Origin of the sequence: Pedobacter mendelii, assembly GCF_014635725.1 — a bacterium.
GTDB classification, from domain to species: domain Bacteria; phylum Bacteroidota; class Bacteroidia; order Sphingobacteriales; family Sphingobacteriaceae; genus Pedobacter; species Pedobacter mendelii.
On record NZ_BMDJ01000005.1, the window covers coordinates 189,183 to 205,073 of the forward strand.

Annotated in this window: 18 protein-coding genes and 1 riboswitch; of the genes, 3 read left to right on the forward strand and 15 right to left on the reverse strand. The window is 34.3% G+C overall.

The annotated features are described in order from the left end of the window. Positions 1 to 45 precede the first annotated feature (45 nt). Together IEV50_RS10895 and msrC are read right to left on the reverse strand one after the other, a co-directional pair. A complete protein-coding gene (locus tag IEV50_RS10895) occupies positions 46 to 651 on the reverse strand; it encodes a DNA-3-methyladenine glycosylase (protein WP_188414080.1) in 606 nt (201 codons plus the stop codon). Between the two features lie 3 nt (positions 652 to 654). Further along, positions 655 to 1,143 (reverse strand): free L-methionine (R)-S-oxide reductase MsrC, encoded by a 489-nt coding sequence (gene msrC / locus IEV50_RS10900; RefSeq protein WP_188414082.1) that lies wholly within the window; start codon positions 1,141 to 1,143, stop codon positions 655 to 657. Positions 1,144 to 1,213: 70 nt separating this feature from the next. Between msrC and IEV50_RS10905 the strand changes: the two genes are divergently transcribed. Both IEV50_RS10905 and IEV50_RS10910 read left to right on the forward strand, forming a co-directional pair. Further along, positions 1,214 to 1,945 (forward strand): DUF3291 domain-containing protein, encoded by a 732-nt coding sequence (locus IEV50_RS10905; RefSeq protein ID WP_229746702.1) that lies wholly within the window; start codon positions 1,214 to 1,216, stop codon positions 1,943 to 1,945. Positions 1,946 to 2,008: 63 nt separating this feature from the next. Further along, entirely contained in the window at positions 2,009 to 2,260 is a 252-nt protein-coding gene (locus IEV50_RS10910) for a hypothetical protein (RefSeq protein ID WP_188414084.1), read from the forward strand. A gap of 293 nt (positions 2,261 to 2,553) precedes the next feature. Here the strand turns inward: IEV50_RS10910 and IEV50_RS10915 are convergent, their stop codons facing one another. The 7 genes from IEV50_RS10915 to IEV50_RS10945 form a co-directional block, all read right to left on the reverse strand. After that, positions 2,554 to 2,904 (reverse strand): Dabb family protein, encoded by a 351-nt coding sequence (locus tag IEV50_RS10915; protein ID WP_188414086.1) that lies wholly within the window; start codon positions 2,902 to 2,904, stop codon positions 2,554 to 2,556. Positions 2,905 to 2,996: 92 nt separating this feature from the next. Further along, positions 2,997 to 3,497: a glycine zipper domain-containing protein gene (locus tag IEV50_RS10920; protein ID WP_188414088.1), complete on the reverse strand. Its 501-nt coding sequence runs from the start codon at positions 3,495 to 3,497 to the stop codon at positions 2,997 to 2,999. A 128-nt stretch (positions 3,498 to 3,625) separates the two neighbouring features. Continuing rightward, the gene (locus tag IEV50_RS10925; RefSeq protein ID WP_188414090.1) at positions 3,626 to 4,351 is read right to left on the reverse strand and encodes a Dph6-related ATP pyrophosphatase; all 726 of its coding nucleotides are present in this window, start codon (positions 4,349 to 4,351) and stop codon (positions 3,626 to 3,628) included. Beyond that, positions 4,341 to 5,027, reverse strand: a complete 687-nt coding sequence (locus IEV50_RS10930) for an SIR2 family NAD-dependent protein deacylase (protein ID WP_188414092.1) — start codon at positions 5,025 to 5,027, stop codon at positions 4,341 to 4,343. The genes IEV50_RS10925 and IEV50_RS10930 overlap by 11 nt, the downstream gene beginning before the upstream one ends. A gap of 2 nt (positions 5,028 to 5,029) precedes the next feature. Next, complete coding sequence (locus IEV50_RS10935; protein ID WP_188414094.1) at positions 5,030 to 5,962, reverse strand: ABC transporter substrate-binding protein; 933 nt, start codon at positions 5,960 to 5,962, stop codon at positions 5,030 to 5,032. Positions 5,963 to 6,114: 152 nt separating this feature from the next. Next, a complete protein-coding gene (locus IEV50_RS10940; RefSeq protein ID WP_188414096.1) occupies positions 6,115 to 6,705 on the reverse strand; it encodes a DUF6580 family putative transport protein in 591 nt (196 codons plus the stop codon). A gap of 38 nt (positions 6,706 to 6,743) precedes the next feature. Beyond that, positions 6,744 to 8,606 (reverse strand): TonB-dependent receptor plug domain-containing protein, encoded by a 1,863-nt coding sequence (locus IEV50_RS10945; protein WP_188414098.1) that lies wholly within the window; start codon positions 8,604 to 8,606, stop codon positions 6,744 to 6,746. Positions 8,607 to 8,703: 97 nt separating this feature from the next. Further along, positions 8,704 to 8,894: riboswitch (cobalamin riboswitch) on the reverse strand. Positions 8,895 to 9,010: 116 nt separating this feature from the next. Between IEV50_RS10945 and IEV50_RS10950 the strand changes: the two genes are divergently transcribed. Continuing rightward, a complete protein-coding gene (locus IEV50_RS10950; RefSeq protein ID WP_188414100.1) occupies positions 9,011 to 10,261 on the forward strand; it encodes a serine hydrolase in 1,251 nt (416 codons plus the stop codon). Positions 10,262 to 10,330: 69 nt separating this feature from the next. Here the strand turns inward: IEV50_RS10950 and rplT are convergent, their stop codons facing one another. The 6 genes from rplT to IEV50_RS10980 all read right to left on the reverse strand — a co-directional run bounded on the left by rplT (position 10,331) and on the right by IEV50_RS10980 (position 15,818). Then, positions 10,331 to 10,675: a 50S ribosomal protein L20 gene (rplT, locus tag IEV50_RS10955; protein ID WP_123206121.1), complete on the reverse strand. Its 345-nt coding sequence runs from the start codon at positions 10,673 to 10,675 to the stop codon at positions 10,331 to 10,333. A gap of 77 nt (positions 10,676 to 10,752) precedes the next feature. Beyond that, positions 10,753 to 10,953 (reverse strand): 50S ribosomal protein L35, encoded by a 201-nt coding sequence (gene rpmI, locus IEV50_RS10960; protein ID WP_123206120.1) that lies wholly within the window; start codon positions 10,951 to 10,953, stop codon positions 10,753 to 10,755. Positions 10,954 to 10,982: 29 nt separating this feature from the next. Continuing rightward, positions 10,983 to 11,552 carry a translation initiation factor IF-3 gene (gene infC / locus IEV50_RS10965; protein WP_188414101.1) on the reverse strand — a complete coding sequence of 190 codons (570 nt, stop codon included), beginning with the start codon at positions 11,550 to 11,552 and terminating at the stop codon, positions 10,983 to 10,985. 15 nt (positions 11,553 to 11,567) lie between these two features. Further along, a complete protein-coding gene (gene thrS, locus IEV50_RS10970) occupies positions 11,568 to 13,493 on the reverse strand; it encodes a threonine--tRNA ligase (RefSeq protein ID WP_188414103.1) in 1,926 nt (641 codons plus the stop codon). Positions 13,494 to 13,667: 174 nt separating this feature from the next. Beyond that, positions 13,668 to 14,762, reverse strand: coding sequence for an acyltransferase family protein (locus IEV50_RS10975; protein WP_188414105.1), 1,095 nt, complete (start codon positions 14,760 to 14,762; stop codon positions 13,668 to 13,670). 147 nt (positions 14,763 to 14,909) lie between these two features. Beyond that, a complete protein-coding gene (locus tag IEV50_RS10980) occupies positions 14,910 to 15,818 on the reverse strand; it encodes a hypothetical protein (protein ID WP_188414107.1) in 909 nt (302 codons plus the stop codon). Between the last annotated feature and the right edge of the window lie 73 nt (positions 15,819 to 15,891).

Genomic DNA, 15,891 nt, shown 5'->3' on the forward strand with positions numbered 1-15,891 from the left:
TCTTTAAATAAAAAACAGGATTGAGGTGGAAATGTTTTGATTAAACTAAACCTTATTTGGTTTACTTACGTATTTGTTGCCTTTAATAAAAAATCGCCATGGCAGTGATGCGTGTTCCTGAGCATATGCAATACCAACTCTGGGTGTCGTAACAATTTCAGCTGACTGATAACGAATTTCGTGGTCTTCAATCCAAATTTCATCACCAGTCAAATCTTTCAGGTTAAAACTCCGGTCGATACCTAATGCTTTCGCAGCAGAACCTGGACCCGATGAAATTACAGCTCTTGTAACTGGCATATTCCTTCGCTCTTCCATAATTTCCTTACCAATTATTGGCTCTATCGCTCTAATGAGCACTGCATGGGGATCATTTTTTAATGAACTCACAACATTGAAAAGATGATGCATTCCATAACACAAATAAACATAAGCAACACCGCCAATACTGTACATGGCCTCTGTTCGATTTGTACGTCGACCCCCGTAAGCATGAGATGCTTTATCCTTGATGCCGTAGTAAGCCTCGGTTTCTACAATTATACCTGCAGATATTTGACCATGAATTCTGGTGAAAAGTACTTTACCTAAGAGGTCTTTCGCAAGCGCAACTACATCCTCATTTAAGTAATAATCTGGAGACAGCTTCAATTTTTAACTAATGTACTGATTTAATAAAATTAATATAACTTTCTCTAAATAAGTTTGGTCTGTTGCATCAAAGTGATTTAAAAATTCGCTATCAACATCTAAAACACCAATTACTTCATCATCTTTAATTAATGTTAAAACGATTTCTGATTTTGATGCAGATGCGCAAGCGATATGCCCGGGGAATTCTTCAACATCAGGCACAATTAAGGTTTGTTTTTGCGACCAGGAAGAACCGCAAACGCCTTTACCTTTTTTAATTCTTGTGCATGCAACCGGGCCTTGAAAAGGGCCTAAAACCAATTCTCCATTTTTCACTAAATAAAAACCCACCCAAAACCAGCTGAATTGTTCTTTTAGTGCGGCTGCTACGTTAGCCATGTTTGCTACAAAATCAGTTTCGCCATAAAGTAGACCCTCTATTTGAGGGATAAGAGATTTATATTGCTCCTCCTTTGTAGCGGTTTTGTTAATCGTTAAGTCTTCTGCCATAGCTAACAAAGTTAATCATGATTAATTGATTTTTGGTTTTGCAAGATTATAATGACAAAATTTTGAAAAGATGATAACAGTAAAATCCTTAGTTTTGACAAGATTAACTATATTGAACATGATTGTCGCTTTAACCATAACCAAGTTTCCTACTCGCAATATCCTGTTTGGATTTTTAGGCATGGTTATTTTGCGTATACCAATGTGGTTAAATAAAAATTGCAGGTTTTGGAAGTTAATGGGTAGCGGAAAAGATGCCCGGGTTGATTTAAGCCCGGATTTTAAGCATTGGTCATTACTTACAACCTGGGATAACAAATCAGACTGCGACCAGTTTTACAAGAAATCTTTCCCGATAAAATGGTTTCGTTTTTTCGGAATTGAGGAATTAACCATATTACTTAAGCCTTTATCATCACATGGTTTATGGTCAGGAAAACAGCCTTTTATATTTGAAAAAAGTAGCAAAATACAAAATGGACGTGTGGCGGTTATTACCAGGGCGGCTATTCATTTTAACAAGGTTAAAGAATTTCGTAGTAATATTAAAAGGGCAGCAATATCGATGCGGACTGCGCCCGGATACATAATCTCTGCAGGTGTCGGCGAAAATCCATTTTTAGATCAGGCAACTTTTTCAATATGGGAGAATCTTGAAAGCATGAAAAACTATGCTTACAAATCATTTGATCATTCTGATGTGATTAAGCTCACCAGAGCGCGCAAATGGTATTCAGAAGAGCTATTTGCCCGCTTTGAAATAATCGACAGCAAAGGAAGCCTGAATGGACAATCTATTTAATTAATAACTCAAAATTTAAAACTTAAGTCACTCAATAATTCAATCATCCAATAATTTAGATACATGAGAGTTATCGCAGAGCTTCCGCATCCGGAATGTAAAATTTCTATTTTTTCAATGAATCAAAAATACATAGTAAAATTTGAACAAGGCACTTTTGAGCAGAGCTACAAATTAGCTGAATTAGACCTGAGTGGAGGAGGTGTTAATGATGTATTTGAAATACTGGATGAAGAATTTATTTCCGCTGTTATTGAAAGATTTAAATTAATGCGAAGCGATTTCACAACAGCTTACAAAAGACATCAGTTTTAGTGAGTTTAAGTTTGTAACTTTCTGATATATAGATAATTATTAGTTTAAACAGAATTTTATTTTGATTTTAAAGGTATTTTTAACAAAAAATATTCGCTTTATATCATTAAAAAGTTTATTTAATTTAGTATAAGTAATTGATTTAAATCATATTATACTTCAATACAAAATAATATTCTGCTAACTATAATTGCCAAATAAATGGGAGGTTTACACTTTTGCTGATTATTAACTTAAAAAGAAAGACCTTAAGTTTTAAACTTAAGGTCTTAAAGATTTCAATATTTTAACACTTAATTACCCTTCGTACTGGAAATAATAATATCGTGAACCACCACTCTATACCAATTTTTAGAGAATTTTTCTACAGCATCTAAATGTGTTTTATCTTCCTGGTAAGCATTATGATCCTCAATAGTTGCGAAAGTAATTGTTAGCGCATAAGTAAATGAGTTATCTGTTACCGGGCGAACTGGTGTATTTGCAGCCAAACCATAATTTAGCGTTTTAATATATTTAATAGGTTTTAAAGACTCAAAAAATTGAGTAAAGTCAGCAATTTCTGTTTTTGTTAATTGAGGTTTTAACCAGAACATTACAAAATGTTGAAGCTGACCTTTTTCTGCAATAATATTTTCGGGCATGATTTTTTTTAACTAATATAGAATGATTTTCTTTAGTCACAAAAAAAAGCGACCATCAAAAGATGATCGCTTTGAAATATATTTAAATACTACTAGTTTTTAGGCTGAACACGACCAGATTTTCTATCTTCGCCTCTACCGATTAAGTAACCACCACCAGCACCAGCTAAACCACCAATAATAGCACCTCTACCTTTTTTCTTATCGATTAAAGCACCACCTACGGCACCAGCTGCTGCACCAATTACTGTACCTTTTGCAGCATCGCTCCAACCTTTTTTCTTTGCAGTTGGTTGTGTACCGCCATAAGATCCTGAACTGCTACCACCTGAACTTGCCGCGTATGATTTAGACGAATTTGCACCTGCTCTACGTGCTGCAGCTAATTCTGCCTGACGTTGTTCTTCTAATGCTTGTTCTTTCTTAGCCAATTCAACTCTTTTAAAGCTATCCAATCGTAAACTATCTTTTACGGCTTTAACAGCTAACTGTTTCTCAGCTTCCTGTTGTTTAAGAGCTGCCTCTTCTTTTGCTTTATTATTACAAGCAAACATAACCGAACTTAATGCTAATACAACTAATATCTTTTTCATAACTTTTAATTTTGATTACTCTTTCTTAGCTACCTAACCGCACTAAGAAGTTTCATTTGGGATGTGTGATTTTGTTAATTACAGATACTAGAGAAAAAATTATGCCAAAATTGTTTTACTCTTTAAAACTATTCAATTAAATCGATGTACCAAAATCCAATATCATCATTAACATTGGTTGGCAATAGCGATTCATCATCTTTCTTTAATGGATTATTATATGTTCTAAATACCAACTCTCCGCATTCAAAATCTATTTTTTTCTTAAATATTGGCCCTTCAAATGCAAAAGTATGAAACTCACCATATTCACCGCAAGGATCAACATTTGAGGGTAACTCGCTGATTAATTTAGTATTAATAATTTTTCCACATATTGACTTTAAATTTTGCTGAGCACAAACAATGATGGTTTTATAGTTCAGGTTTAAGAATTCTTGAATAAGAATAGTAGTATCTTTTTTCCACAGAGGGAAAATTCCCTTTAATCCTACTTCTTTTAATTGCTCTTCACGATAAACCCTTAAATCCTCTAAAAAGATATCACCAAAAATAGAATGTGTTATGCCTTCAGCTTTAAATTTAGATAAATGCTGATGCATAACTTTATCGTAAGTTTTCATATCGGGCATTTCTGGAAGCCTGATCTGATATAAAGGAATTCCAATACTTTCTGCCTGTGTAATAAGCAATGCTTCGCGAACGCCATGCATTGAAACGCGATTATATTTTTCTGTTATTGTTGTAACCAGGTATTTAATTTCAATAGAAGAATCTTTTAATGCATAATTTAAAGCTAAAGTACTATCCTTACCGCCACTCCAATTAAAAATACAAAGTTTTTTACTTGCCATTGAGTAAAATTTCTTTCAATTCACCAACACCCGCTACTGCTCCCATTTTAATATTGATGATATTTTTGTAGCGTTTAACATCCGGCGTTTTAGGATCAATAATGTATTTTGGTGTAGCTAGGGGAACAAAATCAATTAAACCTGCCGCTGGATATACGGCTAGAGAAGTTCCAATAAGCACGAAAACATCAGCATTGCTGCAAATTTTTGCTGCTATTTCAATCATTGGTACAGACTCTCCAAACCAAACTACATGTGGCCTCAATTGCGAACCCAATTCGCACAGTTGACCCATTTTAATTTCATCACCATCAATTTGGTAAGTTAAATTCGGTTTTCTATCTGATTGTGATTTGGTAATGATACCATGCAAGTGAGTAACTTTTGAAGAGCCAGCTCTTTCATGTAAATCATCAATATTTTGAGTGATAATTTCAATATTGAAATCTTTTTCGAGTTCGGCCAGTATAGTGTGAGCTTGATTAGGTTTAGCAGACAGAACTTGTTTTCTTCGTTCATTATAAAATTTTTGCACCAATTTTGGGTTTCTTTCCCAGGCTTCTGGCGTTGCAACATCATAAACATTATAACCTTCCCAAAGGCCGTCGGAATCTCTAAAAGTTTTCAATCCACTATCTGCACTTATCCCTGCTCCTGTTAAAACTACAATCTTCATCACTATTTTAAAACTTCAATTGTTGAATAATTCACAAATTTTTTAATGATACTTTCATTAGCCTTAAAAATTTCTGGATGTGACATACAAGCTAACGATTCAATTCCTTCAACTAAAGTACCAATGCTGGGTTGAGTAAACATATCAAAATCTGCAATGTAAACCTGGTTATTCTTTACGGCCTCCAAATCATTCCATCCATTCTTTGAAATTAATAAATTCATCTCTTCAATGCTTCTGGTTACATCAAATCCGCACGGTGCAATAACCAAAACTTGTGGATTGTACTTTACTATTTTGTCCCATTGAGTTACAATAGAATCTCCGGCTGGATTAGAAAGCATATCAACACCACCAGCAGCTGCAATTTGAAAAGGAATCCAATGGCCACAGTTATAAATTGGTTCTATCCACTCCATAAGCATCACCCGTTTTAAAGGTGCTTTATTAGCCCTGAGTCTATCAAGAATATTATCAGTTCTCTTTTGAAGGTTAGCTAAATATTTTAAAGCAACTTCTTCCTTACCCATTGCTTTGGCTATTGTTATTGCACATTCGAAAACATCCTGTAAATTATTTGGAGACAATGGAACCAAAGTTGGCTGTTTTGATAATTTCATTACTGCCGTTTCAGTACAAACGGTATCAATATTACAAACCTCGCATATATCTTGTGTAAATACGATATCGGGAGAAATACTTTCAAGTAGCTCGTCATCAACCCAGTATAAGCTTTTTCCCTGCGCTTTCGATGCAGAAAAAATTTTATCAATTTCAACACTTGAATAATTTTTCCCTTCCAAAATACACCTTACCACTTTCGGCATATCAGCTGCTTCTTTCGGGCATTCGAAAGTTACTCCGTAAAGGTATTCTTGCAAACCCATATCATAAATCATCTTGGTTGCAGCAGGTAAAAAGGAAACTATTTTCATACTATGGAATTTAAACCGTCATGCTAAACTGGATTCAGAATCTTATTTAAAAGATGCTGAACGAAATTAAACATGACAGCAGATTATAAATTTAAAAAAAATCCTCTTTCGAAATACATCAAAAGAGGATTAAGTTAATTTTTTAATAAAATTTATATTTTTTGCGTTTGTAATTTTAATACGGGATATTTTGCTTTCAAAATTTCGAATGCACCAAAAAGTATTGAGCCATAAACAATTGTTCCTTCGAGGAATCGAATTTCGAAAGGAATTGCTTTTTCTAACACAAGCCAAAAGCCAGCTAGATTTTGAACATAAACAGGATTACCATACCAAATTGGAAAATCGGTTACAATCCAATGTATTAATACAATAACTAAAGTTGATGCCAGCAAATTAACAACATTTACATTTTTTAGCATTAAGCGTCCAACCAAAACCATCAAAGCAAATGCACCATACACCCAATACCAGCCATCATATAAAAAACCACTACTATATTTACTAAATATGGTTGTTGAAAGTACAAAGTCGCTTAAAAACAAGCTAAGTAATGGGAAAGAGAAAGCTTTTAAATTATCTTTAAAATAAGCACCACCAAATAAAGCAACAGCTCCTATAGATGAAAAGTTAGCAAACTGTAATTCATCTGAATTAAATGTTACCAGTAAGCGGAAACCCGTTAAAACCAATATCATTAATAGCAATATTAATGTACGTGGGTTAAATTTTAAATGAGACATCTTATTATAGTTATTTAAATTACAAAGGTAATATTTTCTTATCGGATATTAAAAGTTACGCCTGTATTAAAATTGAAACCTAAACTGTTGTAACCAATAATTTCATTATACTTTTCGTTTAAGATATTTTTTGCATCAAAGAATATCTTAACACGTTTTTTTGCCAAAGCATATTCTGCATAAGCACTAAGTAATTTATATGCTGGCAAAGTATCAACAGTGTAGGTAATAAAATTTCCATCTGTACGGTTACCAAAATAGCGATAATTGGCACTAACAAATAAATTATCAGTTGCTTGCAAACCTGCGTTTACACCAAATGTATGTTTTGGTCTGCGGAAAAGATAATCTGCAATTGCATTATCAACGAAGTTGAATTCATTTCCCTCAACATAAGCATAATAACCGTTAAAATTAAACTTACCCAATTTTACAGATGGCTCGACTTCAAAGCCTTTGGTTTTTTGACTAACTTGGTTTACATAACCTGCAGGGAAAGCATAAATTATAGCATCCTTCAAATCTCTTTTAAAGCCAGCCACACGTAGTGAGAACTTATCATCAGCAAAACTGAAGTTTACTCCTGCTTCATAGTTCTGAGATTTTTCTGGTTTCAAAGCTAAATTTGCTCCGAATTGTCCAAAAAGCATATTCAAAGTAGGGATTTTGAATGCTGTTGAAACCGTTCCAAATAATTTTACTTCCTTAATTATGTTAATGCTTGGCGTAATCGAATACGTATAGTTTTCACCATATTGTTCGTGCTTATTATAACGACCACCAACCTCTAAGTTAAAAACGCTTAAATCGTGTAAAAATAATGAACCATATGCTGCAAAAATATTAGCTTTTGGACTTAAGCCACTTGCAGTTAATTTCATCACACGATTATCAACACCAACTAATAAATCTAATTTATCAGTTAACTTTTGGTTATAAAATAAATCAATGATATTCACTTTACCCTGGCTAAAACTTGGGAATGAACTATGAGCATCGTTCGATGTACTTTCATAACTGTAATTTAAAGTAATTTTACCTGTTTCAAACTCATATTTTGCGTTTGTACCTGCCGCTACATTTTTCAAAATCGAATAATTTCCTGCATCGGTAAAAGCGCCACCATCAAAACTGTAATTACCATAATAATATCGAACAAAAGGATTAATGGATAAATGATCATCCAATTTAACGCCAAAATTTGCATTTAAAGCGCCAGTTCTGAAACCATCTTTATCAAATTCAGCATTGTTTCCAACCGGATTAGCCGCTTCAGAAATACCGTCCGTTTTATTTTGAGTATAGTTGATGTTGTAATTAAAACCTTTAATGCCACCATTTAAACCAATTGTTCCTTTATAACTTTCGTAACTGCCAGCACTTGCAACGCCATAAATGGTATTACCTTTAGGTCCACCCTTTTTGGTAATGATATTGATAACACCCGCTACAGCATCTGAACCATAAATTGTTGATTGCCCGCCTCTTAAAATTTCAATTCTATCGATTTGGTCAATGGATAACAAACGCAAATCGAATGCACCTCCATTTCCTGAAGGATCGTTTTGTACAATTCCATCGATTAAAACAACTGCATACGCACTTCCCGCACCACGAAAAAATACTGATTTGTTTAAGCCGGGGTTGCTGCTAGAACCTGCAACAATTATTCCTGCTTGTTCACTGATTAAATCTGGTAGCGATTTACCGTGACTTTTTTCTAAAACTTCGCTACTGATAATGGTAACCACCTTACCAGTTTGCGATTGCTTCTGATCGTTTTTTGTAGCAGTAATAACAACGTCTTTTAGTTGTAAACTGTCTTGTGCATTAGCCCACTGGCTAATCGTTAACTGTACAAACCCCAGGCCTGCAGCAATTAAAATTCTTTTTTTGTTCATTTGATTGTGAGTTTTGCCCACAGCCAACAGATTAGAAAGGAAATGAAAATACGAAAATCGTTAAGTACCTCAATCCTAGCTTCAATCCCCGAAAGCTATGAAATTATACGCTAAGGCAGGTCTTCTGACTTACTCCCGGTGGTTTCTACCTTCCCGTTTAATTAAAAACAGTGGTTTTAGATTGAAATACCGTTATGGAGCTTACAGCTGCGGGACAGTTGCAGAATTACACTGCATTCCCTTTTAATTCCGGGTGTAAAGTCGGAAACCAAAAGCGCTGCAAAAGTAGTTATTAAAGCTGAAAGACCAAGGGTTAAAGTAAAAAGGTTTTCAAAGTCGATTTTATACACGAAAATTGTCTTTTGATGATATATGAACTAACTTTAAGAATCAATCCTTAACTTATGAAATTTCTTATAACATTGGCAATTCTTGCAATGAGTTTATACGCAAATGCACAAAAAACCGATACCGTTTTTCTTAAAAAATTAATGGAATCGAAGCTGGAATTATTTAATACCGTTTTAAATCATCCTGATAAAAATCAAATACAAATTTTATATACGCAGGTAAATCGTGATGCCAAGAACAAACCGAATTTTACGAGCTACAGTTATAATTTAAATCCGCAACATTACTTTTACCCCGCAAGTACTGTAAAGCTAGCCGCTGTAATTTTTGCTTTAGAAAAAGTTAATCGGTTAAAAAGCTCAGGCTTAAGCTCAAAAAGCGTAATGATTACAGATAGTGCCTTCATAGGTCAAACAAAAGTTAAAATTGATACCAGTTCAAAAAATGGTTTACCTTCTATCGAACATTATATAAAGAAAATTTTGCTTACCAGCGATAATGATGCCTTTAATAGACTATTTGAGTTTATAGGTCGTACAGAAGTTAACGAAAAGCTTAAGAAAAATGGATTAAACAATAGTAGAATTTTAAACCGTTTAGCAATTGGAGATGCTGGAGAAACTGCAAAACACACTAATCCAATTAAATTTTTTAACGCGAATAAGCTAGTTTATGCGCAAGCAGCTCAATATGATCCTAAAGATTATGATTTGGTTTTAACCAATACTTTAATGGGAAAGGGTTACTTGGATAGTACCGATAAACTAGTCAATAAGCCTTTTAGTTTAGCGAATAAAAATGCATTTGCCATTAACGACCAACAAAAATTAATGCAAAAGTTGATTTTCCCTGAAGCTTTTCCAATTAGTGAACGATATAATTTAACTCCCGAAGATTATAAATTAATTTATACTTACATGAGTAAATTGCCAACAGAAAGCGATTATCCTAAATACAATCCAAAAGATTTCTGGCCAACTTATGCGAAAATGCTTTATTATGGTAGAGATAAAAATGTAGAGCCTGATAAGAATATCAGGATTTTTAATAAGTATGGAGACAGTTATGGCTATATTATCGATAATTCTTATTTCATTGATTTCAAAAATGGAATTGAATACTTTTTAACAGCAGTTATTCAAAGTAATGAAGATGGGGTTTTTAACGATAATAAATACGAATACGAAACGGTTTGTTATCCTTTTATGAAAAATCTGGGAAGAACAATTTATGAATACGAAATGCAAAGAACCAAAAAACACAAACCAGATTTAAGCAAGTTTAAAATGGATTATAAAAATTAGTGCATAAAAAAAAATCCCAACTTACATTGGGATTTTCTAAATATGATTAATCGCTTTTTGCGAAAATTTCTATTTTACTGCATCAATTACAGCTTTGAAAGCTTCAGGATGATTCATTGCTAAATCTGCTAAAACTTTACGGTTTAAACCGATTTCTTTTGAAGCTAATTTACCGATTAATTGAGAGTAAGATATACCGTGCTGACGAGCACCTGCATTAATACGTTGGATCCATAATCCGCGGAATTCTCTTTTCTTAACTTTACGGTCACGGTATGCATATTGCAAACCTTTTTCTACTGTGTTTTTAGCAACAGTATAAACTTTACTTCTTGCTCCCCAATAGCCTTTGGCCATATTAAGGATTTTCTTTCTTCTTCTTCTCGAAGCTACTGCGTTTACCGAACGTGGCATGTTGTTGTTGTTTTTTGGCAAGCGGCGTTCCGTTTAATCCGGAAACTTAAAGCCTGATACCTGGTGAAATTAATAAATTACTTTCCGATGCAAAGCATACGTTTAACGTTACCTGAATCTGCATCACTTACAATGCTAGTGTTTCCAAGCGCACGTTTACGTTTAGTACTCATCTTTGTTAAGATGTGACTTTTGTATGCGTTGTTTCTTTTGATTTTACCTGTTCCAGTAAGCGAAAAACGCTTTTTAGCACTGGAATTGGTTTTCATTTTTGGCATAACCTGTTTTTTAATTTATAAACCTATTTTTATTTTTTTGCAACTTTAGGCGCAACTGTAAGAAACATGCGTTTACCTTCTAACTTAGGCAACAATTCTACTTTTCCTACATCTTCCAAAGCCTGAGCAAATTTTAATAATAAAATTTCGCCCTGCTCTTTGTATACAATTGCTCTACCTTTAAAATGCACATAAGCTCTAACCTTCTCACCGTTCTCTAAAAAGCTTACTGCATGTTTTAATTTAAATTGAAAATCGTGGTCGTTTGTATTAGGACCGAAACGAATCTCCTTAATTACAGTTTGTTTAGCATTTGATTTTATCTCTTTCTGCTTTTTCTTCTGCTCATAAACAAACTTACTGTAATCAATAATCCTACAAACCGGTGGAACCGCATTTGGAGAAATTTCCACCAAATCTAATTCCAGTTCATCAGCAAGTGCCAAAGCTTTTGCCAAAGGATAAATCCCCGGTTCAACATTATCGCCAGATAAACGCACTTCGGGCGATTTAATGTACTGATTAATGTTATGTTCTGCTTCTTTTTTCTTAAAAGGTGGACGTGGTCCCCTATTAAATCCTGGTCTTCCTAATGCCAAATTTGTACTATTTAATTAAACTGTTATTTCTTTTATTAATAAATTGTTGAACTCTGCCAACGTCATTTCGCCTAAATCGCCCTCACCATGTTTACGAACCGAAACTTTTCCTTCGGCCATCTCTTTATCACCAATAATGAGCATGTAAGGGATTTTTTTAACTTCCGCATCACGGATTTTACGTCCTATCTTCTCGTCACGAAAGTCAATCAGCCCGCGAATATCGGAATTATTTAGTTCATCTAAAACTTTTTTTGCATATTCTTCATATTTTTCTGAAATAGGAAGAATTGTAAACTGCTCCGGACTTAACCATAAAGGGAAATTACCTGCACAATGTTCTATTAAAACAGCAACAAATCTTTCTAGTGAACCAAATGGTGCACGGTGAATCATTACAGGGCGATGTTTTAAGTTATCACTGCCAGTGTATTCTAATTCAAAACGTTCAGGTAAGTTATAATCAACCTGAATGGTACCTAACTGCCATTTTCTACCTAAAGCATCCTTAACCATAAAATCGAGTTTAGGACCATAGAAGGCTGCTTCGCCATATTCTATAACCGTATTTAAACCCTTTTCGGCTGCAGCTTCAACGATTGCACTTTCGGCCAATTTCCAGTTTTCATCAGAACCAATGTATTTCGATTTATTATCCGGATCTCTTAGAGAAATTTGAGCAGTATAGTTATCAAAACCCAAAGATTTAAATACATAAAGCACTAGGTCTATTACTTTTTTAAACTCATCTTTAACTTGCTCAGGCATGCAAAACAAATGGGCATCATCTTGTGTAAAGCCACGTACACGAGTTAAACCGTGCAATTCTCCACTTTGTTCATAACGATAAACCGTACCGAACTCCGCAAAACGAACAGGAAGATCTTTATAAGAACGTGGTTTAAATTTATACATTTCGCAATGATGCGGACAGTTCATCGGTTTTAAAAAGAACTCCTCTCCTTCCTGCGGGGTTTTTATTGGCTGAAATGAATCTTTACCATATTTATCCCAATGCCCTGAAGTGACATATAAATTTTTATTTCCAATGTGTGGAGTAACTACTTGTTCGTAACCTGATTTAGATTGTGCTTTGGTTAAAAAATTAACCAAACGTTCTCTTAAAGCGGTTCCTTTAGGCAACCACATTGGTAAACCTGCACCAACTTTTTCGGAGAACATAAACAACTCCAATTCTTTTCCTAACTTTCTATGGTCGCGTTTTTTAGCTTCCTCTATCATCAACAGATATTCTGTCAACTCACTCGCTTTAGGAAAAGTTACACCGTAAATACGTGTTAACTGTTTTTTGGTTTCATCACCTCGCCAATAAGCGCCGGCAACATTCATTAATTTTACTGCTTTTACAAAACCTGTATTCGGAATGTGTGGTCCGCGGCATAAATCAGTGAATTCTCCCTGAGTGTAGAAAGTAATTTTCCCATCTTCCAAACCATCAATTAAATCAAGTTTGTATTCATCGCCTTTCTCTGTAAAATATTTTATTGCATCAGCTTTGCTTACACTTTCACGAGTAAAAGTTTGTTTTTGCTTGGCTAATTCAATCATTTTGGTTTCAATAGCTTTAAAATCATCCGAAGAAAATTCTCTATCGCCAAAATCAACATCGTAATAAAAACCGGTTTCAATCGCCGGACCGATACCAAATTTAGTACCCGGATAAAGTGCTTCTAAAGCCTCGGCCATTAAATGGGCTGAAGAATGCCAAAAAGTTGATTTTCCTTCGGCATCATTCCAGGTTAACAATTTAACCGATGAATCTTCATCAATTGGTCGAGTTGAATCCCAAATCTGGCCGTTAACTTCTGCAGCTAAAACATTTCTTGCTAAACCTTCGGAAATTGACAATGCAATTTGATGGGCAGAAGTGCCCCTTTCATACTGACGAACCGAGCCGTCAGGTAAAGTAATATTAATCATCTACAACTATGATTTTACTCCTAATCCCTTAAAAGAGACTTTAAAGTAGTTTATAAAATTTGTTAATTCTAAATCACATACAAAGTGATTTTTTTTTTGTGCAAAGATGCTGTTTTTAAGCTTAAAATGCAAGTTTAGCTCGAATAATAGATCACTACAGACTAGCCTGGAAGGTTATGTATTTGTTTTAAGCCACTTTTCTTTTAAGTATTTTCGTATTGGAATATCCAACATTACCATTACTAAATATGCAATAGCGATAAGCACTATAACTGATATAGGGATAATCCAAATCAGCAAGCTCATATCTGGCTTTATCGTCATAACATAGGTAAGAAAAATCCACACGAACGGATAATGCGTCATATACAATGGGTATGAGATTTCTCCAGATAGTTGGCATAATTTTTTAATAGATGGTGATAAAGTAGCACCAGCACCTAGCGCAACTAACAATGGAAAATAAATTAAAACGATTACAGGTTCGGTTATCCAGTTAAAATCTTTAGAATAAGGCGTTAAAAATGCTAAAAGCAATAAAATAGATATGCCTACAAATCCCAATTTATTCTTGATTATCCAATTGGAACGATAAACCAGCATTCCTGCTAAAAAGGAATAAAAAACCCTGGCACCACCATCCCAAAAGGAAGCTCCACCCCATCCACCGGATAAATTGGTCGAGTTTATTGCAACATAAATAATTATTGAAGCTGCTATTAAAACTAAAATCCATAAATATTTTTTTCCAATTTTGTACAGTACAATTATGTAAAGTATGTTCGCAATATATTCCCAAAATAACGACCAGCTAGGCGCATTTAGATTAAACAAATTAAAAAATCGCTCCTCTACAACAGGATATGGAATAAGAAAAATTGAAGATAAAAATATCAGCGCAGTTTTACCAAAACCATAAATAGCGTATAAATTACTAAAAGGATCGAGTAGGAAAGTTAGCAAACCCAATATAGAACCAATTATAACTAATGGATGTAAACGAATAAGCCGAAGCTTAAAAAACTGTTTTAAGCCAATGTGTTTAGCTCTTGTATCGTAAGCATAAGCAATTACAAAACCAGAAAGGCAGAAAAAGAAATCTACAGCGAGATAACCGTGGGCGATGAAATTATTAGAATAATCTAGAATCGCAATTTCCATGAAGTGAAAAATGACTACCGCTATTGCAGCTACACCTCTTAAACCATCAAGAATTTCGAAGTGTTTTTTAGTGTTTAGAAGTATTTGGTTTGTAGATTGTTCAATCACGCTGCATAAATTAAATTATTTTCAATGATAACCATTTTATGCAAGGCGGCAAAACCATCACTTGTATGTTGCATAATAAGATTTAATAACCAAAAAAAAAACCTGCTCAAATTAATGAGCAGGCTTTAATAACTTTTCTCAATAATATTATCCGCCAAAACCACGCACTACAACAGCACCACCTGGTCTGCCATTGCCGTTACCTCTAAAGCGTTTCATCATAGTTTCCATTTTGATTTTATATTCAGCTTCAGTAATTGGGGTAGCTTTTTTCGGTGCAGTTACATCTTTAGTGCTAACGTTTCTATATTCGATACTTTTAGCAACTGTGTTAGTTCCTCTACCTTCAATAGCTAAAACAGTACCTTCTGTCCACATGTTAGGGTTTGGAGAAAAGTCAAAACCTAAATCTGTGGTGTACCAAATGTGCGTTTCTTCCGTAACATCTCTATCCATATCTAAAATTTTCATAGACCTGGTTGATTTTACAATTGCCTCGTGACAAGTTAAGCCGCAAATTTGTTTAGTTGCATCTGTTTTCAATACTTCAATTTTTGGCGGAACAACAGGTTTTACTTTAGTAGTATCATTTGGATTTTGATTTCTTCCCATACCACCTCCAAAACCTAAACCTGCAGTAGCATTTAGTTTTAAACCGCTTTGCATTACATAAGTTGTATCGCTTAGGTCGAAAACCTCTACCAATTTTTTATCAGCAAAACTGTAATAATATTCTCTGTTACCACCGGCACCGCCAAAACCCCTCATCATTCGACCCATACCGCCACCGCCTCCACCTGCGCCGTTACTATCTTCAGTATCTTCAACAGGCATGTAACTTGCATTAGTTGCGTTATAAAGTAATTCGAAGTTTGATTTACTACTTGATGGCATTCTAGCAGCCATTTGCTCTGGAATTTTAACACCACTTGCCGCCATCATTGCAGCAGGGTCGATTGTAGTTTCAAATTGTATTGCTCCTGAAGTTTTCTTTTGTGCATTTGCTATTGTTGTAATAGACAAAACTCCCAATAAAGCGAAAATTATTTTTTTCATCCTGTTTATATTTTGATTTCTAATTGTGATGAAGCCATCATGATTTTATTTTAAAAACCATTAGGGTTTCATT

Bases quoted from the DNA above. Each gene is read 5' to 3' on its own strand.
- IEV50_RS10935 (WP_188414094.1), bottom strand. From the start codon at position 5,962: ATGAAAATAGTTTCCTTTTTACCTGCTGCAACCAAGATGATTTATGAT.
- IEV50_RS10980 (WP_188414107.1), bottom strand. From the start codon at position 15,818: ATGAAAAAAATAATTTTCGCTTTATTGGGAGTTTTGTCTATTACAACA.
- rpmI (WP_123206120.1), bottom strand. From the start codon at position 10,953: ATGCCAAAAATGAAAACCAATTCCAGTGCTAAAAAGCGTTTTTCGCTT.
- IEV50_RS10940 (WP_188414096.1), bottom strand. From the start codon at position 6,705: ATGTCTCATTTAAAATTTAACCCACGTACATTAATATTGCTATTAATG.
- IEV50_RS10930 (WP_188414092.1), bottom strand. From the start codon at position 5,027: ATGAAGATTGTAGTTTTAACAGGAGCAGGGATAAGTGCAGATAGTGGA.
- IEV50_RS10920 (WP_188414088.1), bottom strand. From the start codon at position 3,497: ATGAAAAAGATATTAGTTGTATTAGCATTAAGTTCGGTTATGTTTGCT.
- IEV50_RS10915 (WP_188414086.1), bottom strand. From the start codon at position 2,904: ATGCCCGAAAATATTATTGCAGAAAAAGGTCAGCTTCAACATTTTGTA.
- IEV50_RS10945 (WP_188414098.1), bottom strand. From the start codon at position 8,606: ATGAACAAAAAAAGAATTTTAATTGCTGCAGGCCTGGGGTTTGTACAG.
- IEV50_RS10950 (WP_188414100.1), top strand. From the start codon at position 9,011: ATGAAATTTCTTATAACATTGGCAATTCTTGCAATGAGTTTATACGCA.
- IEV50_RS10925 (WP_188414090.1), bottom strand. From the start codon at position 4,351: ATGGCAAGTAAAAAACTTTGTATTTTTAATTGGAGTGGCGGTAAGGAT.
- rplT (WP_123206121.1), bottom strand. From the start codon at position 10,675: ATGCCACGTTCGGTAAACGCAGTAGCTTCGAGAAGAAGAAGAAAGAAA.
- msrC (WP_188414082.1), bottom strand. From the start codon at position 1,143: ATGGCAGAAGACTTAACGATTAACAAAACCGCTACAAAGGAGGAGCAA.
- thrS (WP_188414103.1), bottom strand. From the start codon at position 13,493: ATGATTAATATTACTTTACCTGACGGCTCGGTTCGTCAGTATGAAAGG.
- IEV50_RS10910 (WP_188414084.1), top strand. From the start codon at position 2,009: ATGAGAGTTATCGCAGAGCTTCCGCATCCGGAATGTAAAATTTCTATT.
- IEV50_RS10905 (WP_229746702.1), top strand. From the start codon at position 1,214: ATGATAACAGTAAAATCCTTAGTTTTGACAAGATTAACTATATTGAAC.